The following is a 25,240-nucleotide window of genomic DNA, read 5'->3' as shown; positions in this document are numbered from 1 at the left end:
AAACGCCAGGATATGTTTCCTGACGTTTTCTTATATCATCTACACGGGCTCACGCTTTGTTTAGTCCTTCCCAAGTTGGGCTACATGATCTTTGATATATTGAACTGAGCGTGCAAGCTGCTCTTCTTCTTTAGCATTTAATTTAAGCTCAACTACTTCTTCGGCCCCCTCAGCGCCAATGATCGCTGGATAACCGATATATGTTCCTAAAGCTTCAACATATACTGAAGCGGGAGCAAATAATTTAGCGTTAGACATGACTGCTTGCGCTAACCGCACCCCACAAGTTGCGATCGCATATGAAGTATAACCTTTGCCACTTGCCACTGTCCAAGCTCCTTCAGATGGTTTGCTATCTAAAGCCTCGAGCTCAGCTTGGCTCAAGATCTCCGTGATCGGTTTATTATTAGCCCGAACAGTCGACCAAGCGTTGAATTGGGAATTTCCATGTTCCCCTAGAACATAACCATCGATATTACGGCTATCTTGATGTAAGTAGTCCCCCACTACATGTTGCATCCGTGCTGTATCCAAGAAAGTTCCTGTTCCAAAGACACGGTTGCGTGGTAACCCAGTTTCTTGTTGCAAGATCGTCGTGATCGCATCACATGGGTTGGAAATATTGATCAAGACCCCATTAAAACCAGCTTCTTTTAACTTACGCCCTACTTCGACCGCATTTTTGCTGTTGATCTCAAATTCTGCAAAACGATTACCGGTTCTGACACTGGCTTGAATATCACCAAAGGCAGTGATCACAACATCGGCATCTTTTAGATCAGCATAATCTTGGATCTTGATCTCGGTGTGATATGGCATCCGTGGCATTGCATCTTCAAAGTCCAACTTTTCAGCTAAGACTTTTTTATCATTGGTATCGATCATCACAAGTTCGTCTGCGATCCCTTGAGAAACGATCGTATAAGCTACAGTTACACCAACATTACCAATTCCGATAACACCTAATTTTCTCATTTAAAATTCCTCCCCACTGATGCTTAAGCATCAATTAGTTTGTTTCATAATACTCCGTTTTACTAAAACCCGCAAGTAAAATCTACTAAAAAAGGATGTCACACAGACATCCCCAAAATTATTTATCTTCTTTTGTTTCATCTACCACAACTGAGTCATTTTTGTCTTCAGTTGTTGTGGCTGTTGCCGTTGTTTCAGCTGCTTTCTTTAAAACACGCGCAATAGCTGAACGAGTAAAGTCAAGATAGACCCCATCGCAATCGATCGTTACGATGTTTTTATCTGCATTTACTTCACTTACGACCCCATGTAAACCACCGATAGTTACGATCTCATCGCCTGGTTTCAAGGCGTTCATCATTTCTTGATGTTGTTGTTGTTGTTTCTTTTGGGGTCTGATCATCATAAAATACATCAAACCGATCAAAACAACAAACATTACAATTGTTGAAATTGAAGAATTCACAATATTTGCCTCCTTAGTATATGTGCTCCTTATAACTGTATCAAAAAAATCTACTAAAAACTAGCGTATTTGCCTTAATAACTAAAAGTTTTTGGGATTTTTAACATTCAAACCATACTCTTCAAAGAAATGTTCTTTAAATTCGAGTAAATTGTCATCCATGATCGCTTGGCGAACTTGCTTCATCAAATTGAGCAAGAAATACAAGTTATGATAACTCGTCAAACGTAAACCAAATGTTTCATCCGCTTTGAACAAGTGACGCACATAAGCCCGGGTGTAATTACGGCAAGTGTAGCAATCACAGTTATCATCGATCGGTGAAAAATCACGCGCATATTTAGCATTTTTAACGACTAAACGTCCATGTGAGGTCATACATGTACCATTGCGTGCGATCCGTGTTGGCAAGACGCAATCAAACATATCAACTCCACGTAAGACCCCATCGATCAAAGCATCTGGAGAGCCGACACCCATCAAGTAACGTGGTTTATCTTCGGGAAGTAATGGTGTCGTAAAATCTAAGACTCGATTCATTTCAGCTTTAGATTCACCAACTGATAGTCCCCCGATCGAATAACCTGGGAAATCTAACGAAACAAGGTCACGAGCACTCAATTTGCGTAGATCTTCGTGCCCACCCCCTTGAACGATCCCGAATAAAGCTTGTTTTTCAGGATTTTGGTGCGCCTTTAACCCCCGTTCTGCCCAACGGCTCGTCCGTTCAACTGATTTTTTGATGTAATCATAACTTTCGTAAAATGGTGGGCATTCATCAAAACTCATCATGATATCTGAGCCCAAAGCATTTTCGATCTGGATCGCTTTTTCCGGCGACAAGAAAAGTGGGGCTCCATTCAAGTGGCTCTTGAAATGAACGCCTTCTTCTGTGATATTACGCATATCAGCTAGTGAAAAGACCTGAAAGCCACCGGAATCAGTCAAGATACCTTGATCCCAGTTCATAAATTTATGCAGACCACCGGCTTCTTTAACTAGATCTTCACCAGGGCGTAACCACAAATGGTAGGTGTTGGATAAAATGATCCCAGCCCCCATTGCTTTTAATTCCTCTGGTGACATAGCTTTCACGGTCGCTTGGGTCCCAACGGGCATAAACATTGGCGTTGGAAATGTACCATGTGGTGTGATGATCTCGCCTAAACGTGCGCCAGTATGCTTTTCTTTCTTGATCAAACGATATTTAATTGCTGGTTCAGTCATCTATTTGTGATATAAAAATGTGGAATAGCATACACATATGCCATTTAGAAAGAATTATATACTTCCTTTCTCGATTCTTTTTTAGCTTATCCCCCACATTTTATCTTTCTAGGGAAATTATACTTACTTTAATAAATAAACATTGCATCACCAAAGCTAAAGAAGCGATACTTTTCTTCAACCGCGTGGCGATAAGCATTCAAAATATTTTCACGCCCTGTAAAGGCTGAAACTAACATTACTAATGTTGATTTTGGCAAATGGAAATTAGTGATGAAAGCATTGACTACTTTCCATTCATAACCTGGCTTGATAAAGATATCGGTCCAACCGCTATCAGCCTTGATCTCACCGTTAAATTTGCTACCGATCGTTTCTAGCGTCCGGATCGAGGTCGTTCCTGTAGCTACGATCCGACCACCATTTTGGCGAACTTCATTTAATGTTTTAGCCGCCTCTTCTGACAAACGGTAAAACTCACTGTGCATTTTGTGCTCTTCAATATTATCCACACTGACTGGTCTAAAAGTTCCTAAACCAACATGTAATGTCAAGTAGACTAATTTGACACCTTTAGCTTCGATCTTAGCCAATAATTCTTCCGTGAAGTGGAGTCCAGCTGTAGGAGCAGCGGCAGAACCGACTTCTTTAGAATAAACTGTTTGATACATTTCAGGATCGTCCAATTTTTCCTTGATGTATGGTGGTAATGGCATTTCCCCCAAGCTTTCTAAGACCTCTAGGAAGATACCATCGTATTCAAATTCAACGATCCGACCACCATGTTCAAGCTCTTCTTTGACAACGGCCGTTAATTCACCGTTGCCAAAGCTGATCTTAGTACCAACTTTAGCCCGTTTAGCTGGTTTGATCAAAGTCTCCCATTGATCACCTTTGATGTTATTTAAAAGTAGCACTTCCAAATGTCCACCAGTATCTGGTTTGACACCATAGATCCGGGCTGGTAAAACACGTGAATCATTCATGACTAAGGCATCACCAGGCTCTAAACGGTCGATCACATTGTAAAAATAGTCATCTTGATATTTTCCTGTTTTAGAGTCTAAGACTAGCATCCGTGACTGGTCGCGATGTTCTAAAGGTGTTTGCGCGATCAATTCTTCGGGTAGCTCATAATCAAAATCTTCGGTCGTTAAATGTTCTTCTGTCAAAAAAATCATCCTCTTTATTTTTTGGTATATGGTAGGCGTAAATGCTCATACGCCAAGGGGGTCACAACACGCCCCCGAGCAGTTCGCTTGATAAACCCGATCTGTAAGAGATAGGGTTCGATCATATCGGCGATCGTTTCAGTATCTTCACCGATATTGGCAGCCAAAGTGTTCAAACCTACTGGCCCACCACCGTATAATTCGATCATCGTTCTTAAAACTTTGTGATCGGTCTCATCTAAGCCCCGCTCATCAACATGCAACATCTCCAAAGCAAATTTTACGATCTCAAGGTCGATCTGTTCTTTGGCTGCTACCTGCGCAAAATCACGCACGCGCTTTAATAAACGATTGGCCACACGCGGAGTCCCCCGCGAACGGCGCGAGATCTCCAAGGCTCCTTGCTCGCTGATCGCCGTTGAAAAAACACTGGCAGAACGGGTAACGATCTGCGCTAGTTCAGCATCAGTGTAGTAGTTCATATGCTCAACGATCCCAAAACGCGCACGCAAAGGAGCCGACAACATGCCCGCTTTAGTTGTAGCTCCGATCAAAGTAAACGGTGGTAGCGGAAATCTGACCGGATGAGCGGTCGCATCTTGTCCAACGATGATATCGATATAAAAATCTTCCATCGCTGAATAAAGCATCTCTTCGATACTCTTTGGCATTCGATGGATCTCATCGATAAAGAGCACATCGCCTGGTTCAAGTTCATTTAATAGCGCCACTAGATCACCTGGACGTTCAATGGCTGGTCCTGTCGTCGTCTTGATCTTGACTTCCAATTCATTAGCAATGATCGTTGCCAAAGTCGTCTTACCTAAACCCGGTGGCCCATAGAGCAAGACATGGTCAAGTGATTCTTGGCGATTTTTAGCAGCTTCGATATAGATCGCCACTTTTTGCTTGATCTTTTCTTGACCGATATATTGAGCTAGTTTTTGCGGACGTAGACTCAATTCTGTTTGCACATCATTTTGATCAAAAGCCGCATTTGAGATCAAACGCTCATCTTCCATCCAAATCAGTCCCTTCTACTTATTTTTTCATGATCAAACGTAATCCCTGGCGTAAATAAGCATCAGTCGAATCGCCAGCATACGTTTCTAACTTCTTAGCAACTCGCTTGATCTCAGTTTTCGTATAACCTAATGCACTTAAGGCTTCGATCGCTTCTTGTAAATATGGCTGCTCAGTCGTGGTCAATTCGATCCCTTGTTGCCCGACGAGCTTAGTCTGGTCTAGATCATTTAGCTTACCCTTCAAGTCTAAAATGATCTGCTTAGCTGTTTTCTTACCGATACCAGGAAAATTAGTCAAGTAACCATCATCTTCTTGTTCGATCGCATTGATCAAACCACTATGGTCTTCACTGGCTAAGATCGCTAGCGCACTTTTCGGTCCGATCCCCGAAACATTCAATAATTTTAAGAAAAGTTGCTTTTCAGCTTCATCAACAAAGCCATAAAGCATGATCTCGGTCTCACGAACAGCTTGGTGCAAATAGATCTTTTGTTGACGGTTAAGATCGACTTGATAGCGAAATGGATTAGCTACAAATACTAAATACCCCATTTGACCACTCTCAACTACGATATAACGCGGCGTAACTTTAACTATCGTCCCAATGATATATTCATACATAAATTTTCACCTATTCTTTTTCTACATGCCTTTTAATGTTACCACAGAAACAGCATCTTGACTGAAATTTTTTACAATTCGGTCTGTTTTCCTTGGTGAGGATCTTGGATCCGTTTGAACATCCGCTCAAGCTCTGAGTTGCTAAAATGCACTAAAGTCGGTCTACCATGCGGACAATTAAATGGATTATTACATTTAGCCAGTTGATCCAATAAAGACTTAGCTTGAAAATCATCTAAATGGTGATTAGCCTTGATCGATCGCTTACAACTCATCATGATCGCTGTTTTTTCGCGGAATTTTGCAACTGTCAATTTATGATCTGCTAAAAACCATTCGATCATTTCTCTGAGCGTATCTTCTTCTTGTCCCTTGATGAACCATGTTGGATGGTGTCTTACGATAAAAGTATTTTGTCCAAACTCTTCTAACTCGATCCCTAGCTCGGCTAATTTAGTACGATTTTCACTGATCTTCAGTGTATCTGTCGTCGGATAAGATAAGATGATCGGCACTAACAACTCCTGTTGCGCTTTTGAAACTTCACCGATCGCTTCACGATAGTATTCATATTTACACCGCTCTTGAGCAGCATGCTGGTCAACTAGGTATAACCCATCCGCTGCTTGTGCCAACAAATAAGTTCCATGGAGTTGTCCGATATAAGTTAACCCAGGAAATTTTTCTTTTACCTGCGTTTGGCTAGCCTGATCATCAGCCTCAGCTTCCAGCGCTGTTGTCTCTATTGACTTGGCTTGTACTTTTGTTTGATATTTTTCATCCCACGCCTTGAGCGCATTAGAGTCTAGTTGGCGCCTATCTTCTATGATCACTGGCTTAGTTAGCGCTACGTCTTGGGCTTTAACGGGCTCAGATTTTTGGGGCTGTTCTAAAGAATTTCCCAGCAAGACCTGGGTCATCTCAGCGGTCGAACGCTTCTTCTTTGGTTTTACTTCATAACTATCGCTTGTTTCAGCTAAGGTAAAGTCTAACTGTTTAGCTTTAGGTTCACGTTTAGTCTTAGGCTTTGAATTAAGATTTTCCAAGGCACTCGGGATCAGATTTTCTTTAGCTAAACGCGCATAGATCGTTTGTTCGATCAGATCCGCTAACTGCTCTTCTTTACTGATCCTGACCTCTTGTTTAGTCGGATGCACATTGACATCAACTAATAAAGGATCCAAGTGAATGTCGATGACCCCAAAAGGATAACGTCCGACCATCAATTTTGAGCCATAGCCTTTTAAAACTGCTTTTAGCAATTGCTTATTTTTGATATATCGGCCATTGATCAGCAAACTGATATAATTTCGAGAAGCACGCGTCAATTTAGGCAACGACACATAACCTTGGACCTTAAAATCTAGGTCTTCTCCCAAAAAAGATACCATCTGCCGGGCATTTTGGATCCCATAGATCGCACTTACCGTTTGGATCAGTTTGCCATTTCCCGCCGTTTGCAAGATCTTCTTGCCATTGTTATATAGAGCAAAAGCGATCTCACCATGACTTAAAGCCAAGCGATTGACGATATCACTGATCGCGGCTAGTTCTGTCTGAAGCGAACTGAGATATTTTAAGCGAGCAGGCGTATTATAAAATAGATCAGTTACCGTGATCTTTGTGCCCTGGCGCATGGCTGCTGGCTTATGGGCGGTAACTTCTCCACCACGCACATGATAAAATGTCCCCTGCGTTTCAGTCTGAAGTGCGGTCTCCAAGCAAACATCAGCCACTGAAGCAATACTTGGTAACGCCTCGCCCCGAAACCCTAGTGTATTTACTTGAAAAAGGTCTTGGCGATCCTTGATCTTACTTGTCGCATGCCTAAAAAATGCCAGCGGAACATCTTCAGCAGCGATCCCTTCACCATTATCGATCACAGTGACTTCTTTGATACCTGCTTCTTTAACATAAATATCGATCTGCGTACTGTTAGCATCGATCGCATTTTCTACCAACTCTTTGACCACTGAGGCTGGCCTTTCAACAACTTCACCGGCTGCGATCTGATCGGCTAAAACAGTCGCTAACTCATGGATTTTAGCCATTTTCGTCTCACCTTGCTATTTTAATTTTTCTTGCCATTTAAATACTGCATTCATTACATCCATCGGCGTCATTGCCATTAAATTTAAATCCAAGATCTCGGTCAAAACATCCTTTTCTTTGCCAACAGGTTCCTTTGGCGTCACAACTTCGGGGCTAAAGAGCGAAAGTTGAGCTTCACTATCATCAGCCTCAGTTTCAACTTGAACTGGGGTGACCTCTTTAAGCATAGCCGTCGTTTTTTGCACGTCTTTTCCTTCTAGTTGATGTAAGATCGTATCGGCACGCGTCAATAAACTTGCAGGCATACCAGCTAGTTTTGCAACATGGACCCCATAAGAACGATCAGCTGGACCGGCTTGCATCTTGTGTAAAAAGACTAATTCGCCATCTTTTTCGACTGCACCAACGTGAATGTTTGCCAAACGTGGCAATTCTTGTTCGAGTACCGTCAATTCGTGATAGTGTGTTGAAAAGAGCGTCTTAGCTTTGACTTTATCGTGCACATACTCAATGATCGCTTGGGCTAAAGCCATTCCATCATAAGTAGCCGTCCCACGTCCTAACTCATCAAAGAGTAACAAGCTATTTGAAGTCGCCTGTTTTAAAGCTAAATTAGCTTCTTTCATTTCGACCATGAAAGTTGATTCTCCCGAGATCAGATCATCAGCCGCTCCGATCCGAGTAAAGATCTGGTCAAAGATCGGCATTTTTGCTTGTTTAGCTGGGACAAAACAGCCCATCTGTGCCATGATCACACTGAGCGCCAATTGTCGCATATAGGTACTTTTCCCAGACATATTTGGTCCAGTGATCAATAAGATATCCAACTTTGAAGACATTTTGACATCATTTGGGATATAACTTTGCTTACCTAAAACTTTTTCGACTACTGGATGCCAACCATCGACGATATCCAAAGTGCGCTCATTTTGGCTCAACCTTGGACGGACAAAATGATTATCCTCACTAACAGTCGCAAAACTTTGCAAGACATCTAATTGAGCGACCTTAGCTGCCAATTTTTGTAATCGCTTGATCTGGTCTTTGATCTGGTCACGGATCTGGGTGAACAATTGATATTCTAGCTCATAGGCTTTAGTCTCTGCGCCAAAGATCAATTCTTCTTTTTCCTTTAATTCAGGTGTGATAAAGCGTTCGGCATTCGTCAGCGTCTGTTTTCGTTGATAACGATCCTGCGGAAGCTTTTTGACATTGGCTTTAGAAACTTCAATATAATAACCAAATACGCGGTTGAAACCGATCTTTAGATTGGAGATCCCCGTTACTTGACGTTCGCGTGCTTCTAACTGAGCTAGCCACTGCTTCCCATTTTTCATCGCATCATTGTACTCATCCAACTGAGCATTATAGCCAGCTTTGATCAAATTACCTTCAGTGATCGATAGCGGCGGTTCATCAACGATCGCTTGTTCGATCAGGTCAGCAACATCTTCGACTGGATCTAATTCGATCAAAAAATCATGATAAATATCTTGGTCTAGTTGTTCTAAAATATAGCGGATCTGCGGAATATGAGCAAGCGAGGTCCGCAACTGGACTAGATCACGACCATTGACATTGCCAAATGCTACGCGTCCAGCTAAACGTTCAAGATCATAAACTTGGGTCAATTGTTCAATGATCCCCGAACGTTCAAAATAATTATCTAATAGATTTTCAACGATCGCTTGTCGCTGCTTTATCTGCTGGAGATCTAATAATGGGCGCCCGATCCATTGTTTCAATAAACGAGCTCCCATGGCTGTCTTGGTCTCGTCTAACAGCCAAAGCAAGGTCCCAGATTTTTTATGTGTCCGTAAATTTTTCAATAATTCTAAATTACGTTGGGCATTGTGATCTAATTTCAAATAGTGGGATGGTTCATAGTGGACGGCTTTTTGTAAATGGGCTAAAGAGCGTTTTTGCGTTGTAGTCAAATATGCTAGCAATTGCTTGACAGCTTGCTTTTCTAACGTCTGCTGGAGATCTTGACTCACATACGAAACTTCTGCACTTGGCATCACTTCTGGTTGATCTGACGTCAAAACTTTCAGTTGTTCTAATAATGTTTGCGTTGGTTGACTAAGTGAATCATCGATCACAACTTCCTTGGTCTGCAAACTCATCAATTCATTTAGCAGCGACTCAGTACTCGTTAAAGTCGCTACTTTGATCTCACCCGTCGATAGATCAGCGTAGGCAAAACCATACTGTCCGTCTTTTTCATGTAGCGCTGTTAAGTAGTTGTTTTCTTTAGCTTCACTTGCATTTTGGTCGATGATCGTCCCAGGTGTCACTAGTTGGACCACCTCACGCTTGACCATCCCCTTAGCCGTTTTAGGATCTTCAACTTGCTCACAGATCGCTACTTTATAGCCTTGGTCAACTAAAATATCAATATAATTTTGTGCAGCATGATGCGGTACACCGCACATTGGGATCGGATCGACCGCATTTTTATTACGCGTCGTCAAAGTCAACTCAAGTATCTGAGCTCCTTTGACCGCATCATCGTAAAACATCTCATAGAAATCCCCTAAACGATAAAATAAAAAGGCGTCGGGATACTGTTTTTTGACTGCCAAATATTGTTCCATCATTGGCGTCTTTTTTGTCTTTTGTGGCATCTATCCAAAAATCCTTTCTAAACTAAAAAATGGGTCCGTGCCACCCACTTACCAAACTGATTCTCTTGTTAATTTTATCATTTTGAGCTAGATTTTGCACCATGCTGCCAGATACTAAAAAAAACAGGAAGCGATACATCACTTCCTGTAATTATTTTTCAAATTCTAATCTTCAGCAGCATCCATCGCTTTTAAGATCACACCTAGATGATCCCGGCGGTCTTTTGTATCTTTTAGCTTAGCATCATATACAGCCACCAGATGGCTACCACGTTTAGTTCCATGTAATTTTTCGCAAACATTGGTGAGCTCGGCACATTTTTGCTCCGCTAACTGATACTCATGCAAAATATCAAGTTTATTGCCCATCACAAAGCCTCCCAAAAAACATAAATTAATCTTGACTTGACTAATTTACCACTTTTGACTGTATTTGTTAACAAACTTTTTTTAAGATTTCGTTACAAAAAAGTTTCGCCTGTAATAATCAAAAAATTTAACTATTCATTAACGACCAGTATATCTGCCTTAGTGTTTCGAACTACATACGCTGCTGTTGAACCCAAAATAAAACGATCGAGCTTATTTAAGCCAGTTGCACCAACGATCACCAATTCAGCTTGATACTTCTTTGGTAGTATTTCGCTTAGCATCTCCTTAGGATCACCAATAACGACCACCGCTTGATAATTAACTTTTTCAGGTAGCTTTACTTGATAGTGGGCCAGCATTTTTTGGGCCTGCTCTTGTTTTACCTCAAGTTGCTCAGCTGATAAAGTGTTGACCTCAAGTCCAGGTCCCCCAAAGCCTACTTGGAGTTTGGGTTTGACTACAGTGACCAAAACTAACTTAGCATCCATAGATCGGGCTAATTCCCCAGCTTTTTCAAGGGCACTAAGTGAATTAGCTGAGCCATCCAGGCCAACTAAGATCGTTTTATAATGTTTCAATTGTAAAGACCTCTTTTCAAAATATAGCTACATCTTCGCCTATATTTTAGTTCAATTCTTCGATAATTGACAGCAAAACGATTGCTGTTTTCTTTTTGCCAAATCCAAACTGATGTGCTATTGTAGAAAAATGCGAAACACTTTGAAAGGAAGCCGCATTACCTATGACATTAGATGAACAATTGTTAACATTGATCCAGAAAAGACCAGAATTTCGTGAAGTTTTTACGATCTTAGATAAAATGCATCTTGGAGACGCTTTTCTTTGTGCCGGAAGTATCCGCGACCTAGTTTGGTCCGAACGCGAAGAAAAACCCTTCAATTTGATGCTTGGAAATTTAGATATTTATTATCTTGATCCTAATGAATCCTACGAACAGTATCTAATACGTAAAACTGAACTAAATCAGCGTCATTCTAAATATCTGTGGGAATTGACTAATATTTCACTTAATAATCCTCATAGACCGGAATTTCAAGGTAAAGATTCGCTAGCTGACGTGATCGCAACTTTTCCTGAAACCTGTAGTGCCGTAGGAATTTGCCACTCACCAGCAACAAATTTTGAATTTATTGCACCATACGGTCTAGCTGATCTATTTTCAGAAAAGATCGTCCCAACATCGGCTTACCTTGAAAAAAATACGCTCGAAGCTTTTAAAAAGCGCGTCGAGCGTAAAAAATGGTTGCAAAACTTTGAAAATACAACTTTGGTTTTGCCTTGATATCCTTTAGAAACAAAAAATGCGTGAAAGTTTCTCACGCATTTTTTTCTTATCTATTTTTGTTTTCCTACATTATTCATCCCGTAGAAAATATAAATTAAAAGTCCCAGCACAAACCAGATCCCGGTAACAAGTTTTGCCATGTGATCCAAACCTAAGAAGACAAACAAAGCACCTAAAAATGCTAATGCTGGCAAGACCGGATAAAGTGGCATCTTAAAGCCTGGTACTGGTAAATCTTTACCTTCACGTGGACGTAAGCGGTAGATCCCGATCGTCACAAACATAAAGGCGATCAATGTCCCAGCTGAGATCAATTGCGATAAGAAAGCAAATGGGAAGACCGCCCCTAAAACGATCGCAACGCCAGACAATAAGCCCAAGGCATGATTTGGTAAATTGTTCTTGTTTAACTCACCTAACCACTTAGGTAACAAGCCATCACGCCCAAAGGAATAGAGCAGACGTGAACCAGCTAAAGTCATCCCGATCAAGGCAGTAAACATTCCGATCACGGCGATCGCTTGGACAACTGTCGCAACGATCGGATAACCCGCATGCCGCAAAGCCCAACCAACTGGTTCAGCATTACCAGCATAGTTTGAATAATGGAACATCCCGACCAAGACTAAAGAAACACCTGAGAATAAAACAACTGCGATCATCAAGGACCCCAAGATCCCGCGTGGCATCGTTTTAGATGGATTCTTAGCTTCAGCCGCATTCGCTGCGATCGAATCAAAACCGATATATGATAAAAAGATCGATGAAATACCAGCATAGATCCCTTGCCAACCACCAAATGAAGTCCCATCGGCATTGACTTTATGAGCTGGAATAAATGGATGATAGTTAGCTGTTTTGATAGCTGTTGCACCAACGGCAATGAAAACTAAGATCGCAGCTACTTTCAAAATAACCAATAAATTTTCAACAGCAGCTGCACCAGATGTTCCGCGTGAAAGTAGAATAGCAACTAAGACGACCACTAAAATCGCCAAAATATCAACTACACCACCATTTGTTCCAAAAGCTGCTGATAACTGCGCTGGTAACTTAAAGCCTAGTGGTTCCAAAAGACCTTGCAAATTAGCTGAAAGTCCTGAAGCAACAAAGGCAACAGCAATAAAATATTCAGCTAGTAAAGCCCAACCGGCGATCCAGCCAAAGCCTTCACCAAAGACAACGTTTATCCAAGAGTAAGCTGAACCAGCAAATGGTAAGGCAGAAGACATTTCAGCATATGCAAAGGCAACTAGCCCTGCAACGACCGCTGCTGCTAAGAATGATAAAACCACAGCAGGACCCGCATGTTGCGCTGCCACGATCCCTGGAAGTGTGAAAATCGAGGTCGATACGATCGTTCCTACACCTAACGCTAAAAAGTCCTTAACGCCTAAAACTTGAAGTAGATGAGCATCCTTTTTTTGATACTCTTTTGGATCTTTTTTATGCGTCATCTTTTTCCACAGTTTACCCATAGAAAATCCTCCTATATAAATTTTTTCTGAAAGTTTACATTAGAATAAACAGATTATAGCAAAGCATTTGGAGATTAGTCAATACGAAAAATTAAATTAATTTCATCATATTTTCATACCCATTCCAAATTTCCCTCAGCATTTTTTCCGTTTCGATCCTTTTTTCAACCAGTCATTAATAGTAAATCAATTTAATAGAGCCTAAAAAAATAGTGACTTCACTCATCGAAGCCACTATTTTTCAGTCTTAAAGTAATAGCTCATAAAATAGTATGGAGCTATAATTATCTCTAAACAAATTTTCGAAAATGATTTTACTAAATTAGTTAAAAGTTCACTATCGACTTGACGTTTTGTCTTAGGTTTTAAACGACGTAACGGTCGGTTTGCTTCAACGACTGCTTTACTTTGCTTAGTTAGTAATTGTTGACGCCGATTATATGGGAATAACATCAAATAATTACTGATCGTATAGTAATACAATACTGACCGCCACGCTTGATCAGGAACTAACCGACATAACGCCAACAAGACGATCACAGCCGCTAGTCCGTCTAATAATATCATACTGTATCGTTTGATTTTTTCTGCCTCACATACAAACTTATTATTTAGCTACTAAAATATTTAGGGTCGCGATATTTCCACGCAATACAATAATATTGCAAATAGAATATAAACTGAGAAAGAACGCTAATTCCTCCATCTCACCGACAAAAGCAACTAACAATGCTACCCAAAAAAAGATTCGCCCTAAAATATTCCATTTCTTCTTGTCTTGATCGATCGCTTGCAAACGCGCACTTTCATCGGGCAAAATATCCTCTGGCCGACGCAACAAAGCTGAAGTCTGTAACTTAGACAAACGCCAAGCTAAGCGTAAATTATATGCTGATAAAACGATCAGTGCAGTATAGATCACAAGTGAAATAGTATTGATTTGCATCCTTGACCTTTCTTTGAAAATAGATTAATTCTTAACGTGCAATGATAACATCACACTTAGCAGCACGAGTAACATAATCAGTTACCGCACCAACTAATAACCGCTCGACTGGATTTAAGCCAGTTGGCCCCATGATAATGAGATCATTTCCATGATCATCTGGGAATTCACGCGCGATCACAGCTCGTGGCGAACCAAAACGTGCATGAGCCGTTACATCTTCTAGCCCTTGTTTTTTTACACGTTCAACTAAGGTATTCAAATAGCCTTCAACATCTTCAAATGTTTGGTAGACCGCATCGCCATTAGCGTCGACCATCCCACCAAAGCTAACGGAAAATTGTTTGAGATCGATCACATTTAAAATATCTAAGTGTGCTTTATTTCGTAACGCGATCTCAGTTGCACGCTCTAAAGCTTTTTCAGCCGTTTTGGAACCATCAACCGGTACTAAAATGTTGCGGTATTCTTGCTTGATCAATTCCATAATTCTCCACTCCCAACTGGTTATTTAAATGTTTAACTATACTTAGATTATAGCATTTTTTCCGTTAGTTGTCCTGAGCAACACATGCAAGCAAAAAAAGTGTCCCAGATAGAATAACCATTCTCTATCTAAGACACTATTGCTCAAAATCCCAGTATTCTCACTAAGTTTTATGCCACTAGCAGGAGTCGAACCTGTACTTGGATAAACCAAACAACGACCTGAACGTTGCGCGTCTGCCAATTCCGCCATAGTGGCATCAACTTCTACTATTTTACACTAAAACATCAAATAGTCAAGCAACCTAGTTTAAACTGATCACAGTTCCGTAACCATGTAGCATCAAATATTTAGGTCCAACTGAAACCCGAACGATCTGCGGTTCAAAACTGACCCCAATGATCCCGTCACCGTCTTTAGCAACTGCGCGTTCGATCAAAATATCTTGAACTTGCCGATAGAGTTCATCGAAATTATCAACTTCATCAAGCTGTTCTGCTGTTAAAGTTTTTTTGACAGTCGCATGTACGATCCCTTTGATCGTGTAAGCTTGCTTGACTTCACCTGTAGTTAAAAACAATTGCTTCACCTCGTTGATCATTAAAGAAAGATTCGGTAATTATGCTGAGTGATATTTATGATCTCGCGCCGATTGGCTTTAGACCGCTTGCGTAACAAAGTATCAAGCATCTTTTTTAACTTAGCATCATCGTCTAATTTAGGCAACAAGCTGTTATCAACTCGCAAAAAAAGATCTTCACGCCGACTTAAAACTCTAAACAGTGTTGTTTTCTCATCACTTTGGGCTGAATTCTTTTCCAAAAAACCTTTCTTCATCTTAAATCCCTGCTATATAAAATGCAAACAAGTACATCATTTATACTTGCGAAAGAAATATAGTTTTTCCTTTCTATAATCACCGCAAACATGGCCCGCGGTCCTTATCTCAAGTAATCCCAGCTTCACATTTTGAACTTTCTAACTGTTACTTACTCCGCTAGGCTAATGTTACTCTAACTATATTTTACGCTCTTTTTTTGAAATTATCAAAAAAAGACTGCCATCCGACAGTCTTTTCAAAAACTATTCTTATTTGATCAACTCATAGATCGATTGAGCATAGATCGCAGCCGCCTTCACCAGATCATCGATCGGCATAAATTCGTTTGCTTGGTGCATCGTATCAGGTACACCTGGGAACATTGCGCCAAAAGCGACCCCACGTTCCATCAAACGACCATATGTGCCACCACCGACAACTTTACCTTCAGCTGGTTCACCTGTTTGTTCTTGATAAACGTTAAGCAAAGTCTTGACCAATGGATCTTCTGGGGAAACGTAATGTGGCACTTGTAATTTGCCACTGCGCTTTACTTCGATATCTAATGGTTGAGCAGCTTTTTTCAAACCAGCTTCGATATCTTTTTCATCTGTACCTTTAGGGAAACGGAAATTAAGGGTGATCTGTCCACCTTTGCCCGCTTCAAAACTGTAGATCCCAGAGTTCATCGTTAGATCCCCCATGATCTCATCGGTATAAGCAACACCAAATGCTTCCATCCGCGAATCTTGATGCAAGTAATCAGCCGTGAACTTGATAAAGTTGGCCGCTGCACCACCAAAATCAAATTGTTGTAAGAAGGTTGCCATGTAAGTAGCGGCATTTTCACCATTACGTGGTTCTTGCGCATGGGCAGCTTTACCGATAATATGCAAGTAGACCTTGCCTTCTTTCAAGTAAGCTGTCCCTGTAATAGGATTTTTAGCTACAAATTCATCAAAAGCACTCAAAATAGCTTTAGAATCTTGGGCTTTCAAGTAAACTTCCGCATCACGTGGCACCATGTTTTCACGCAAACCAGCTTCAAAGCTAACTAATTCAACTTTACCACCATTAGTTCCAGCAAAATCAGCAACAAAGCTAACATTCCCTTTTTCACCGTTGATGATCGGGAAAAAGGCATCCGGTGAAAAGCCAAAATCAGGTTGTGGCATTTTTTCAAAGTAGTGGGTCATACCGCGCCATTGACTTTCTTCATCAGTCCCTAAGATAAAACGTACTTTTTTCGAAACTGGTAAACCAAGTTCTTTAACGATTTTTAAGCCATAATATGCCGCCATACTTGGTCCTTTATCATCTGAAGCCCCACGTGCATATAAACGTCCATCTTTTTCAACAGGTTCAAATGGATCTGTATTCCAACCGTTGCCAGCTGGCATAACATCTACGTGAGCTAACATCCCTAATGTTTCAGGGCCATCACCATATTCAATGTGTCCAGCTAAGCCATCTAATTCAAGTGTTTCAAAGCCATCACGTTGACCAATTTCTAAAAATTTGTCTAAAGCTTCCTTAGGTCCTGGTCCAAGTGGAGCTTCAGGAGTTCCTTTTGCTTCATCACGTACGCTTTCGATCCGAAGCATGGTCTTTAAGTCCGCCAACATATCGTCTTTGCGTTTAGCGGCTTCTTCTTTCCAATCGATTGTCATAAAAATCCACCTCTTATTTAGATTCGATCTCTTCCCTATTTTAGCATAAATTCTACCAACTTCCACCTTAACACTTATCTTATCAGTTGAAAAATATAATAAAATGACTTACCTTGGACATAGAATACCTTGAGCGATCGGAGTTGGATACAATGGAAACTATGAAAAATTTGACCGTAGCTTGTCTAAAACAAGTTATTAAGCCGCGGCCTAAACAAAGTCACAAAGGAAATTTCGGTAAGATCTTGATCATCGGTGGTAACAAAAATATGGGTGGCGCTGTGATCATGTCTGCTAGCGCTGCAGTCCATGCCGGCGCTGGTCTTGTCACCTGTGCCACAGATAGTTCAAATTTTTTTGCACTTCATGCGCGCTTACCTGAAGCAATGGTCGTCGATCATAGCGACTTTGAGGCTTTGACCCAAGCTATCAAGCAAGCTGATACGATCGTCATTGGACCTGGCCTAGGTCTAGATAAACTTGCAAAACAGATATTAAAAATAACTTTAACAGCAGTCGATCCAACTACGACCCTGATCATCGATGGGTCCGCGATCACGCTCCTTGCACAACAAAACGAGCCCTTACGTCCGACATGTCAGGTGATCTACACCCCACACCAAGTCGAATGGGCTCGTTTATCTGGACTAGCGCTTACAGAGCAACTAACTCAAGCCAATCAAAGCGCCCAACAAAAACTAGCTGCTCATGTTGTTTTGAAAAAGTATCACACTGAGATATATCATCTTGATAATACGCTCAGTCGCTTGCCTATTGGTGGTCCCTACATGGCAACTGGTGGTATGGGCGATACTTTGACTGGGATCATCGCTGCTTTTATGGGACAATTCAAAACACTAGCTCCAGCTGATGTTTTAGATGCCGCCGTTTATTTGCACAGCGCCGTTGCAAGTGACCTCTCCCAAAGTAAATATGTTGTTTTACCGACCGATATCATTGAACATTTACAAACTTTCATGGCGCAATTTAGCTAATTCTTGCTTGCTTAAGGGACGGTAATCTCCTCGTTTTAGCTTGGGATCGAGTTTTAAACTCCCCATTTGAAGACGTTTTAGTTCTAAAACTTTCATCCCTACCGCAGCAAACATCCGCTTCACTTGATGATATTTGCCTTCTGTGATCGTGATCTCGATCACAGATCGCTCATGTGCTTCATCAACAGTCAAGATCTTCAACTTGGCGGGTTTAGTTTTTTCGCCATTTTTTAACGTCATCGAACTAGCAAAAATCTCACAAGTTGTTGGCGTCACTATTCCCGCGATCTGGGCGACATAAGTTTTTGCCACGTGTTTTTTGGGGCTCAACAATTCATGACTCAAGGCCCCATCATTTGTCAAAAGCAACAAGCCCGTCGTATCTTTGTCTAAACGCCCCACTGGGAAAAGTTTTTGGTTACTTGCAGGTTCGACCAACAGATCTAAAACTGTTCTCTCGACCTTATCTGTTGTTGCCGAAACTACCCCTTTAGGTTTGTTTAGCATATAGTAATAATAATTTTGATACGTCAGTACTTTTTGTCCCACCATAACCTGGGAAATAGCCGGATCAAGTTGAAATTTTCCGTCAGTGATGACTTCACCGTCAACACTGACGCTTTTTTTACGTAACAATTTTTTTACCTCCGAGCGTGTTCCCAAGCCCACAGTCGCTAAATACTTATCTAATCTCATCTTATTTCCACCTAAATATCTTTTGTAATTTACTTGTCACTTTTATGCCTAAGATCCGTTGTAATAGGCCGAGTTTAAAACAAGCCAATAAATATAGATAACCCCCGATCCCAGCGGCTAGGCTCAGGCCAACCAAAGCCGACAAGCGACTATTCCCGGGAAATACCATATAATAACCACTGACAAACAGTAAAGTCACGCCAAACATCAGTAATGCTACTATGAACATCTTATTGACATTAACTTGTAACTGGCCTGTTGGCAAATTATACTTCAAATATAAAAAGCGCAACATTAAATAACTGGCCCAACTCATCGCGATCCCGGTCGCTAAAAGTGGCCCAAAAACACCTAGCCAAAGAGTCAACGGATATTGAAGGACTAATTTCACACCTAGTCCCAAGGTAGTATATTTGATAGCTTGTTTATTTTCATAGATCCCTTGCAATAGTGAGCCTAAAACGTTAAATAGTCCCATTGCTAACGCTACATACGCCGAGATCGCTAAAACAAAGATCCCAGTTGCTTCATAACCGTAAAATACTAAGTAAAGCGGGCGACTGACTGCAGCCATCCCAAAGACGGCTGGTAACATTACAAAGAACAACAACTCTAAGGATTCTAATAGTTGCTTTTTCATCAAAGCACTATCGCGTCTAGCAACAGCTTCACTTAAAAGTGGGATCGCGGTCGTTGCCATCGCGGTCGATAATGCCACCACGATCATGATCAACTTATTGGCATTTCCCGCAAATAAAGCGTATAAGGCATTGATCTGAGTCATACTATACGCACCTGCTTGTTGCATGATCACTGGGAAGGTAAACTGGTCGACCAAATTAAACATCGACATCGCACAGGCAATAAAGATAAAAGGTAAAGCTTGATATAAGACCTCTTTTAATAACGTCTTATTTGTTATTTCGAGCTGATCGTTACTCTGAGATACTAGTTCATCCAATCTTTTTTTATGCTTGAGATAATATCCCACTAACAATAAAGTCCCACCTACAGCACCGATAAAAGCCGCAAAAGTCGACTGCCAAACTCCAACTTCAAATGGCAGCCCCATAACTTTGATCGTGATATAGGTCGCTAATAACATATAGATTATTCGTAAAAATTGTTCGATCAATTGCGATAAAGCCGACGGTGCCATATCCTGAAAGCCCTGAAAATATCCGCGCAAAAGACTCATTGATGGAATGATCAATAAAGCTAAGGCTAAGGAACGATAGATCGAGACCATTCTTGGGTCACCTTGCGAGATAAAAGGAGCGATCAGCCAAAAAATAAGGGTACAAACTGCCCCTAAAATAAACAAAGCTACTAAACTGGTTTTGAACAATCTTTTTGAAACGCCATATTCATTTTTAGAATTATAATGTGCAACTTGTTTAGCAACAGCTGAAGGGATACCCGAGATCGCGATCATCAAAAAAATACTATAAACAGTATACCCCTTTGTATATAAAGCATTGGCCTGTAGCTTGTCACTTCCAAACCAGCTATACCAAGGAATGATGTAGAGCGCACCTAAGATGCGGGAAATGATACTCCCTGCTGTCATCCACGCCGAACCACGAAGCATTTTTTCTTTCATCGTTTGTTCTTTCATAGCATATATTCCTTTCTACTGTTTCAGTATAGATTCTAGCAAAAAATATAATACTAAAAAAGATTTTCAACTCAAAAACACCTCAGAGTACAAACTCTAAGGCGTTTTTGATCAATTATTTTCTTTAGTAGTTTTAAGTTTTCCCGAAAGTATGAACAATAAGCTAAACCAGATCAGCGCAAAAATGATCGAGATCAAAGTACTTTTACTCGTTGCCAATAACCCTAAGACGATCACAAAAAAGATGATCGTTAAAAAATTAGTCCAGGGATAAAGTGGCATCGGAAAAATGCTTTTAGCGGTTTTATTTTGTTGACGATACTTATAGTGACACCAAACTAAAATGATCCAAACAAAAATAAAGCTGACCGTAGCCACCCCTGAAATGATCTCAAAGATACTACTTGGTAAAATATAGTTCAAGATCACGATAATAAAGAGGACTGACGAAGAAAAGACTAAAGAACCAACTGGCACACTGCGATTACTGATCTTAGCCATCTTCTTTGGCGCTTGTCCACTATTTGCTAAAACAAACAGCGTTCGACTCGTACTAAAGATCGCACTATTACATGCCGATAACGCCGCAGTCAAGACCACAAAATTGATCACAGCTGCAGCCATTTTGATCCCGATCCCAGAGAAGACCTGGACAAATGGACTTGAAGTCGTAGCGATCTCATTCCAAGGATAGATGCACATCAAGACAAACATCGAGCCCACATAAAATAGCCCGATCCGCATCGGTAATGTGTTAATCGCCCGTGGAAGGTCTTTTTTAGGATCAGCCGTTTCACCCGAAGTCAAGCCGACCATTTCGATCCCTGTAAAGGCAAAGATGACCATCGGAAAAGCAGCTAATAACCCGGAAAATCCCTTTGGAAAAAGGCCACCATAGTCAACTAAATTACTCAATTGTACTTGATGACCACCAACATTAGCTGAAGTCAATAATAAGATCAAACCAGTCGCGATCAAAGCCATGATCGCTAAAACCTTGATGCTAGAAAACCAAGCTTCTAATTCACCAAAAACTCCCACACTCAGTAAATTAAAGGCTAACAAGATCAAAATGATCGCTAAAGCTGTCAACCATTGTGGAATATTGGGGAACCAGTAGCGGATGTAGATACCACTAGCAGTCAGATCGGCCATAGCTAAGCTTTCCCAACATAGCCAATAGGTCCAGCCAACTACGAATTCCCACTTTTCACCGAGATATTGGCGTACAAATTCAATAAACGATGCTTTAGAGGTATCAGACAAGATCAATTCACCGACCGCACGCATCATTAAAAAGCAAAAGATCCCGGCGATCAGGTAAGCGAGAATGATCGCTGGACCCGCTTTTTGGATCGCGCTCCCAGACCCTAAGAAAAGCCCAGTTCCTATGGCACCGCCGATCGCGATCATCTGTACATGGCGGTGCGTCAATGCACGAGATAGTTCGTTTTTCATGCTATTAAAATCCTTTCTGAGACATTAATGTTCCTTTTTATAAATATGTTTACGTTCTATTCTATCCAATTTACTTTGATTTCGCAAATCTCTTTCTAAAAATCAAACAAATTTTGATCTTCAGCCGTTAAAAAATAAAGAAATGAGATCCCCACTTAGATCTCATTTCTTTATTTACTATTAGTTAGCAACTACATTGACTAATTTACCTGGCACTGCGATCACCCGACGGATCGTCTTACCTTCAAGCTCAGTCTTGATCTTTTCGTCATTCAAAGCAAGTTCTTCTAACTCTTCTTTTGAAGCAGTCCGTGAAACATGCAGATGTTGCTTGATCTTACCGTTAACTTGGACAACGATCTCGACTGTATCTTCGACTAATTTACTTTCATCATACGTTGGCCATTTAGCATAGGCGATACTACCAACATGCCCTAATAAAGTCCAAAGTTCTTCAGCCATATGTGGTGTGATCGGCGAGATCAATTTGACTAAACCTTCAACATATTCTAGTGGTAAGGAATCAGCCTTGTAAAATTCATTGACTAAGACCATCAATTGTGAAATTGCAGTATTGAAATGCAATTTTTCATAGTCTTCGGTAACTTTCTTGACTGTTTGATTGTAGATCAAGTCTAAATTACCTTCGTTGATCGTTGTGATCCGGTCACGTAATTGACCATTTTCATCGATCAATAAGTTCCAAACACGGTTGATGAACTTATTAGCCCCATTCAAACCATCTTCGCTCCAAGCGATCGAAGCATCAAGTGGTCCCATAAACATTTCGTATAGACGTAATGTATCAGCTCCATATTGCTCAACGATGTCATCTGGGTTGACCACATTGCCCTTAGATTTAGACATTTTTTCATGGTTATTTCCTAAGATCATCCCTTGGTTGACCAATTTTTGGAATGGTTCTTTAGTTGGCACAACACCTAGATCATATAAGAATTTGTGCCAGAAACGGGCATACAATAAGTGTAAGACCGCATGCTCAGCCCCACCAACGTAAAGATCTACTGGTAACCAAGCCTTTAATTTTTCAGGATCAGCGATCAACTCATTGTTGTGTGGATCGATATAACGCAAGAAGTACCATGAACTTCCAGCCCATTGTGGCATCGTATTCGTTTCACGTTTCCCTTTACGCCCATTTTCATCGACCACATTGACCCAATCTTCAAGGTTAGCTAATGGACTTTCACCTGTACCTGAAGGCTTGATATCATTTGACTTAGGTAAAAGAAGCGGTAATTCATCTTCTGGAACTAACGTCGTTTCGCCATCTTCCCAGTGGATCACAGGGATCGGTTCGCCCCAGTAGCGTTGGCGTGAGAAAGTCCAATCACGTAAGCGGTAATTTACTTTTTTATCACCCACACCGTGTTCTTTTAACCAGTTGATCATCGTCTCGATCGCTTCTTCTTTAGTTAAACCATTCAAGAAATCGGAATTGATATATTCACCCTCACCGGTGTAAACTTCTTTTTCAACATCGCCCCCAGCAATGACTGGGATGATCGGCAAATCATATTTCTTTGCAAATTCCCAATCACGTGGATCATGGGCAGCCGAAACCATAACTGCTCCAGTACCATAAGAAGCTAAAACATAGTCAGCCAACCAGATCGGTAATTTTTCACCGTTTACTGGATTGATCGCATAACTTCCGGTAAAGACCCCTGTTTTATCTTTAGCTAGGTCTGTTCTTTCAAGATCAGACTTATGTGAGATCTCTTCAACATAAGCTTCAACAACTTCTTTTTGTTCTGGTGTCGTTAAGCTAGCTACAAGTTCATGTTCCGGTGCGATCGTGATCGCTGAAGCACCAAATAAAGTATCCGGACGTGTAGTAAATACTTCTAATTGTTCATCTTGACCATCAACTTTGAAATCGATCGTGGCACCAACTGAGCGGCCGATCCAGTTGCGTTGTTGTTCTTTGATCGCTTCAGGCCAATCAAGATCTTCCAGATCATCGATCAAACGATCCGCATAGGCGGTGATCTTTAAGACCCATTGACGCATTGGCTTACGAATAACTGGGAAGCCCCCGCGTTCAGTCTTACCATCGATAACTTCTTCATTAGCCACTACAGTCCCTAGATCTGGGCTCCAGTTAACTGGGATCTCAGCTTCATAAGCTAGCCCACGCTTGTAAAGCTGTTCAAAGATCCATTGTGTCCATTTGTAATAGTCCGAATCGGTCGTGTTTACTTCGCGATCCCAATCATATGAAAGACCTAATGATTTGATCTGACGTCTAAAATTGTTAATATTTTTTTTAGTAAATTCACGTGGCGAATTACCAGTATTCAACGCATATTGTTCTGCTGGTAATCCAAAGGCATCCCACCCCATCGGATGTAAAACATTATAGCCTTGCATCCGTTTCATACGTGAAATGATATCAGTTGCCGTATATCCTTCTGGATGGCCTACATGGAGTCCTTGTCCAGATGGGTAAGGAAACATATCTAAAGCATAGTAATTCTTTTTATCCTTATCCTCAGTTGTCTTGAACGTCTTATGTTCGTCCCAATAACGTTGCCATTTTTTTTCGATCTCTTTATGATTATAGCTCATCTATTCATAGTTCCTTTCTAGAAAATAAAAAAGTCCTATATAGAGTTATAAACTCCATATAGGACGAAAAACCGCGGTACCACCCATATTCCAACACTAAGTTGACACTTAACTTCGTAACGGGAAGGACCGTTTTCACTTACTAACTTCGGCGAAAAACTCAAAGGCGAGTTCAGAAGAACCAACTTGTATACTCACAGCAACCGTATACTCTCTGAAAATAGCTTAGTTCTTCCTAATACTCCTTATCTGCGTTCAAATATTTACTTCATCTTAGCAAAACCGCTCGACTAATTCAAGAGAAAATTATTTTAATTTCAAATTTTGCCCGACATAGATCATGTCTGAAGTCAAATTATTCAAGGCTTTCAATTGATTTACCGTTGTACCATTGTTGGAAGCGATCCGCCAAAGCGAGTCACCGGCTTTGACTGTATATGTTTTGTTTGTATTACTTTGGGTGTTTGGCTTATTAGCCGTTGTAACTGCGCCCTTAGTTACTTTAAGCGTTTGTCCAACATAGATCAGATCACTGGATAAGTTATTGACCCGTTTTAAGTCATTTAACGTCATTTTATGTGAATTAGCGATCGCCCATAACGAATCGCCGGCTTTGACCGTATATGTCCCATTGCC

24 protein-coding genes, 1 tRNA gene and 1 other annotated feature are annotated in these 25,240 nt (G+C 40.9%); of the genes, 2 read left to right on the top strand and 23 right to left on the bottom strand.

Going from position 1 to position 25,240, the window contains the following annotated elements; genetic code table 11:
• Positions 1-60 precede the first annotated feature (60 nt).
• From LMU01S_RS04415 to LMU01S_RS04370, 10 genes are all read right to left on the bottom strand, one after another.
• Positions 61-975 (bottom strand): L-lactate dehydrogenase, encoded by a 915-nt coding sequence (locus tag LMU01S_RS04415; protein ID WP_004048407.1) that lies wholly within the window; start codon positions 973-975, stop codon positions 61-63.
• Between the two features lie 118 nt (positions 976-1,093).
• A complete protein-coding gene (gene yajC, locus LMU01S_RS04410) occupies positions 1,094-1,441 on the bottom strand; it encodes a preprotein translocase subunit YajC (RefSeq protein ID WP_056959729.1) in 348 nt (115 codons plus the stop codon).
• Positions 1,442-1,522: 81 nt separating this feature from the next.
• Positions 1,523-2,668: a tRNA guanosine(34) transglycosylase Tgt gene (tgt, locus tag LMU01S_RS04405; RefSeq protein ID WP_010688575.1), complete on the bottom strand. Its 1,146-nt coding sequence runs from the start codon at positions 2,666-2,668 to the stop codon at positions 1,523-1,525.
• A 128-nt stretch (positions 2,669-2,796) separates the two neighbouring features.
• Positions 2,797-3,849 carry a tRNA preQ1(34) S-adenosylmethionine ribosyltransferase-isomerase QueA gene (queA, locus tag LMU01S_RS04400; protein ID WP_172477418.1) on the bottom strand — a complete coding sequence of 351 codons (1,053 nt, stop codon included), beginning with the start codon at positions 3,847-3,849 and terminating at the stop codon, positions 2,797-2,799.
• 5 nt (positions 3,850-3,854) lie between these two features.
• Positions 3,855-4,862, bottom strand: a complete 1,008-nt coding sequence (gene ruvB / locus LMU01S_RS04395; protein WP_056959725.1) for a Holliday junction branch migration DNA helicase RuvB — start codon at positions 4,860-4,862, stop codon at positions 3,855-3,857.
• Between the two features lie 19 nt (positions 4,863-4,881).
• A complete protein-coding gene (ruvA, locus tag LMU01S_RS04390; RefSeq protein WP_056959723.1) occupies positions 4,882-5,487 on the bottom strand; it encodes a Holliday junction branch migration protein RuvA in 606 nt (201 codons plus the stop codon).
• Between the two features lie 71 nt (positions 5,488-5,558).
• The gene (gene mutL / locus LMU01S_RS04385) at positions 5,559-7,538 is read right to left on the bottom strand and encodes a DNA mismatch repair endonuclease MutL (protein WP_056959721.1); all 1,980 of its coding nucleotides are present in this window, start codon (positions 7,536-7,538) and stop codon (positions 5,559-5,561) included.
• A gap of 15 nt (positions 7,539-7,553) precedes the next feature.
• A complete protein-coding gene (mutS, locus tag LMU01S_RS04380) occupies positions 7,554-10,166 on the bottom strand; it encodes a DNA mismatch repair protein MutS (protein WP_056959720.1) in 2,613 nt (870 codons plus the stop codon).
• A gap of 165 nt (positions 10,167-10,331) precedes the next feature.
• On the bottom strand, positions 10,332-10,535 hold the full coding sequence (locus LMU01S_RS04375; protein WP_010688568.1) for a hypothetical protein: 204 nt from the start codon (positions 10,533-10,535) through the stop codon (positions 10,332-10,334).
• Between the two features lie 131 nt (positions 10,536-10,666).
• Entirely contained in the window at positions 10,667-11,116 is a 450-nt protein-coding gene (locus LMU01S_RS04370) for a universal stress protein (protein ID WP_056959717.1), read from the bottom strand.
• Positions 11,117-11,280: 164 nt separating this feature from the next.
• On the opposite strand from LMU01S_RS04370, the gene LMU01S_RS04365 reads away from it, so the two are divergent.
• Positions 11,281-11,841, top strand: coding sequence for a nucleotidyltransferase family protein (locus LMU01S_RS04365; RefSeq protein WP_056959716.1), 561 nt, complete (start codon positions 11,281-11,283; stop codon positions 11,839-11,841).
• 53 nt (positions 11,842-11,894) lie between these two features.
• On the opposite strand, the gene LMU01S_RS04360 is transcribed toward LMU01S_RS04365, so the two are convergent.
• The 8 genes from LMU01S_RS04360 to pepV form a co-directional block, all read right to left on the bottom strand.
• Entirely contained in the window at positions 11,895-13,322 is a 1,428-nt protein-coding gene (locus tag LMU01S_RS04360) for an APC family permease (protein WP_056959714.1), read from the bottom strand.
• A gap of 234 nt (positions 13,323-13,556) precedes the next feature.
• Complete coding sequence (locus LMU01S_RS04355) at positions 13,557-13,889, bottom strand: hypothetical protein (RefSeq protein WP_056959712.1); 333 nt, start codon at positions 13,887-13,889, stop codon at positions 13,557-13,559.
• 40 nt (positions 13,890-13,929) lie between these two features.
• Positions 13,930-14,268 (bottom strand): hypothetical protein, encoded by a 339-nt coding sequence (locus LMU01S_RS04350; protein ID WP_004048430.1) that lies wholly within the window; start codon positions 14,266-14,268, stop codon positions 13,930-13,932.
• Positions 14,269-14,299: 31 nt separating this feature from the next.
• Positions 14,300-14,755, bottom strand: a complete 456-nt coding sequence (locus LMU01S_RS04345; protein ID WP_056959709.1) for a universal stress protein — start codon at positions 14,753-14,755, stop codon at positions 14,300-14,302.
• Between the two features lie 173 nt (positions 14,756-14,928).
• A tRNA-Leu gene (locus LMU01S_RS04340) sits at positions 14,929-15,013 on the bottom strand.
• 46 nt (positions 15,014-15,059) lie between these two features.
• Positions 15,060-15,335, bottom strand: a complete 276-nt coding sequence (locus LMU01S_RS04335) for a hypothetical protein (RefSeq protein ID WP_039936049.1) — start codon at positions 15,333-15,335, stop codon at positions 15,060-15,062.
• A gap of 20 nt (positions 15,336-15,355) precedes the next feature.
• Complete coding sequence (locus LMU01S_RS04330; protein ID WP_056959707.1) at positions 15,356-15,592, bottom strand: hypothetical protein; 237 nt, start codon at positions 15,590-15,592, stop codon at positions 15,356-15,358.
• 252 nt (positions 15,593-15,844) lie between these two features.
• Positions 15,845-17,245, bottom strand: coding sequence for a dipeptidase PepV (pepV, locus tag LMU01S_RS04325; protein ID WP_056959705.1), 1,401 nt, complete (start codon positions 17,243-17,245; stop codon positions 15,845-15,847).
• Between the two features lie 152 nt (positions 17,246-17,397).
• Between pepV and LMU01S_RS04320 the strand changes: the two genes are divergently transcribed.
• Positions 17,398-18,240 carry an NAD(P)H-hydrate dehydratase gene (locus LMU01S_RS04320; RefSeq protein ID WP_082613094.1) on the top strand — a complete coding sequence of 281 codons (843 nt, stop codon included), beginning with the start codon at positions 17,398-17,400 and terminating at the stop codon, positions 18,238-18,240.
• Here LMU01S_RS04320 and LMU01S_RS04315 read toward each other — a convergent pair.
• From LMU01S_RS04315 to LMU01S_RS04295, 5 genes are all read right to left on the bottom strand, one after another.
• Positions 18,211-18,936 carry a pseudouridine synthase gene (locus tag LMU01S_RS04315; protein ID WP_056959703.1) on the bottom strand — a complete coding sequence of 242 codons (726 nt, stop codon included), beginning with the start codon at positions 18,934-18,936 and terminating at the stop codon, positions 18,211-18,213. The genes LMU01S_RS04320 and LMU01S_RS04315 overlap by 30 nt on opposite strands.
• Before the next feature lies 1 nt (position 18,937).
• A complete protein-coding gene (locus LMU01S_RS04310) occupies positions 18,938-20,554 on the bottom strand; it encodes a putative polysaccharide biosynthesis protein (RefSeq protein ID WP_056959701.1) in 1,617 nt (538 codons plus the stop codon).
• 111 nt (positions 20,555-20,665) lie between these two features.
• Positions 20,666-22,012 carry an amino acid permease gene (locus LMU01S_RS04305; RefSeq protein ID WP_056959700.1) on the bottom strand — a complete coding sequence of 449 codons (1,347 nt, stop codon included), beginning with the start codon at positions 22,010-22,012 and terminating at the stop codon, positions 20,666-20,668.
• 180 nt (positions 22,013-22,192) lie between these two features.
• The gene (leuS, locus tag LMU01S_RS04300; protein ID WP_056959698.1) at positions 22,193-24,604 is read right to left on the bottom strand and encodes a leucine--tRNA ligase; all 2,412 of its coding nucleotides are present in this window, start codon (positions 24,602-24,604) and stop codon (positions 22,193-22,195) included.
• A 56-nt stretch (positions 24,605-24,660) separates the two neighbouring features.
• Positions 24,661-24,865, bottom strand: a binding site (T-box leader).
• A gap of 45 nt (positions 24,866-24,910) precedes the next feature.
• Positions 24,911-25,240: LysM peptidoglycan-binding domain-containing protein (locus LMU01S_RS04295; RefSeq protein WP_156470382.1), on the bottom strand; the 330-nt coding region annotated here is incomplete at its 5' end.

It is taken from the genome of Ligilactobacillus murinus DSM 20452 = NBRC 14221 (genome assembly GCF_001591685.1).
Lineage (GTDB): Bacteria > Bacillota > Bacilli > Lactobacillales > Lactobacillaceae > Ligilactobacillus > Ligilactobacillus murinus.
The sequence above is the reverse complement of the archived record's forward strand: the minus strand, read 5'-3'. Positions and strand labels throughout refer to the sequence as shown.

Bases quoted from the DNA above. Each gene is read 5' to 3' on its own strand.
- LMU01S_RS04415 (WP_004048407.1), bottom strand. From the start codon at position 975: ATGAGAAAATTAGGTGTTATCGGAATTGGTAATGTTGGTGTAACTGTA.
- tgt (WP_010688575.1), bottom strand. From the start codon at position 2,668: ATGACTGAACCAGCAATTAAATATCGTTTGATCAAGAAAGAAAAGCAT.
- queA (WP_172477418.1), bottom strand. From the start codon at position 3,849: ATGATTTTTTTGACAGAAGAACATTTAACGACCGAAGATTTTGATTAT.
- ruvB (WP_056959725.1), bottom strand. From the start codon at position 4,862: ATGGAAGATGAGCGTTTGATCTCAAATGCGGCTTTTGATCAAAATGAT.
- ruvA (WP_056959723.1), bottom strand. From the start codon at position 5,487: ATGTATGAATATATCATTGGGACGATAGTTAAAGTTACGCCGCGTTAT.
- mutL (WP_056959721.1), bottom strand. From the start codon at position 7,538: ATGGCTAAAATCCATGAGTTAGCGACTGTTTTAGCCGATCAGATCGCA.
- mutS (WP_056959720.1), bottom strand. From the start codon at position 10,166: ATGCCACAAAAGACAAAAAAGACGCCAATGATGGAACAATATTTGGCA.
- LMU01S_RS04375 (WP_010688568.1), bottom strand. From the start codon at position 10,535: ATGGGCAATAAACTTGATATTTTGCATGAGTATCAGTTAGCGGAGCAA.
- LMU01S_RS04365 (WP_056959716.1), top strand. From the start codon at position 11,281: ATGACATTAGATGAACAATTGTTAACATTGATCCAGAAAAGACCAGAA.
- LMU01S_RS04360 (WP_056959714.1), bottom strand. From the start codon at position 13,322: ATGGGTAAACTGTGGAAAAAGATGACGCATAAAAAAGATCCAAAAGAG.
- LMU01S_RS04355 (WP_056959712.1), bottom strand. From the start codon at position 13,889: ATGATATTATTAGACGGACTAGCGGCTGTGATCGTCTTGTTGGCGTTA.
- LMU01S_RS04350 (WP_004048430.1), bottom strand. From the start codon at position 14,268: ATGCAAATCAATACTATTTCACTTGTGATCTATACTGCACTGATCGTT.
- LMU01S_RS04345 (WP_056959709.1), bottom strand. From the start codon at position 14,755: ATGGAATTGATCAAGCAAGAATACCGCAACATTTTAGTACCGGTTGAT.
- LMU01S_RS04330 (WP_056959707.1), bottom strand. From the start codon at position 15,592: ATGAAGAAAGGTTTTTTGGAAAAGAATTCAGCCCAAAGTGATGAGAAA.
- pepV (WP_056959705.1), bottom strand. From the start codon at position 17,245: ATGACAATCGATTGGAAAGAAGAAGCCGCTAAACGCAAAGACGATATG.
- LMU01S_RS04320 (WP_082613094.1), top strand. From the start codon at position 17,398: ATGGAAACTATGAAAAATTTGACCGTAGCTTGTCTAAAACAAGTTATT.
- LMU01S_RS04315 (WP_056959703.1), bottom strand. From the start codon at position 18,936: ATGAGATTAGATAAGTATTTAGCGACTGTGGGCTTGGGAACACGCTCG.
- LMU01S_RS04310 (WP_056959701.1), bottom strand. From the start codon at position 20,554: ATGAAAGAACAAACGATGAAAGAAAAAATGCTTCGTGGTTCGGCGTGG.
- LMU01S_RS04305 (WP_056959700.1), bottom strand. From the start codon at position 22,012: ATGAAAAACGAACTATCTCGTGCATTGACGCACCGCCATGTACAGATG.
- leuS (WP_056959698.1), bottom strand. From the start codon at position 24,604: ATGAGCTATAATCATAAAGAGATCGAAAAAAAATGGCAACGTTATTGG.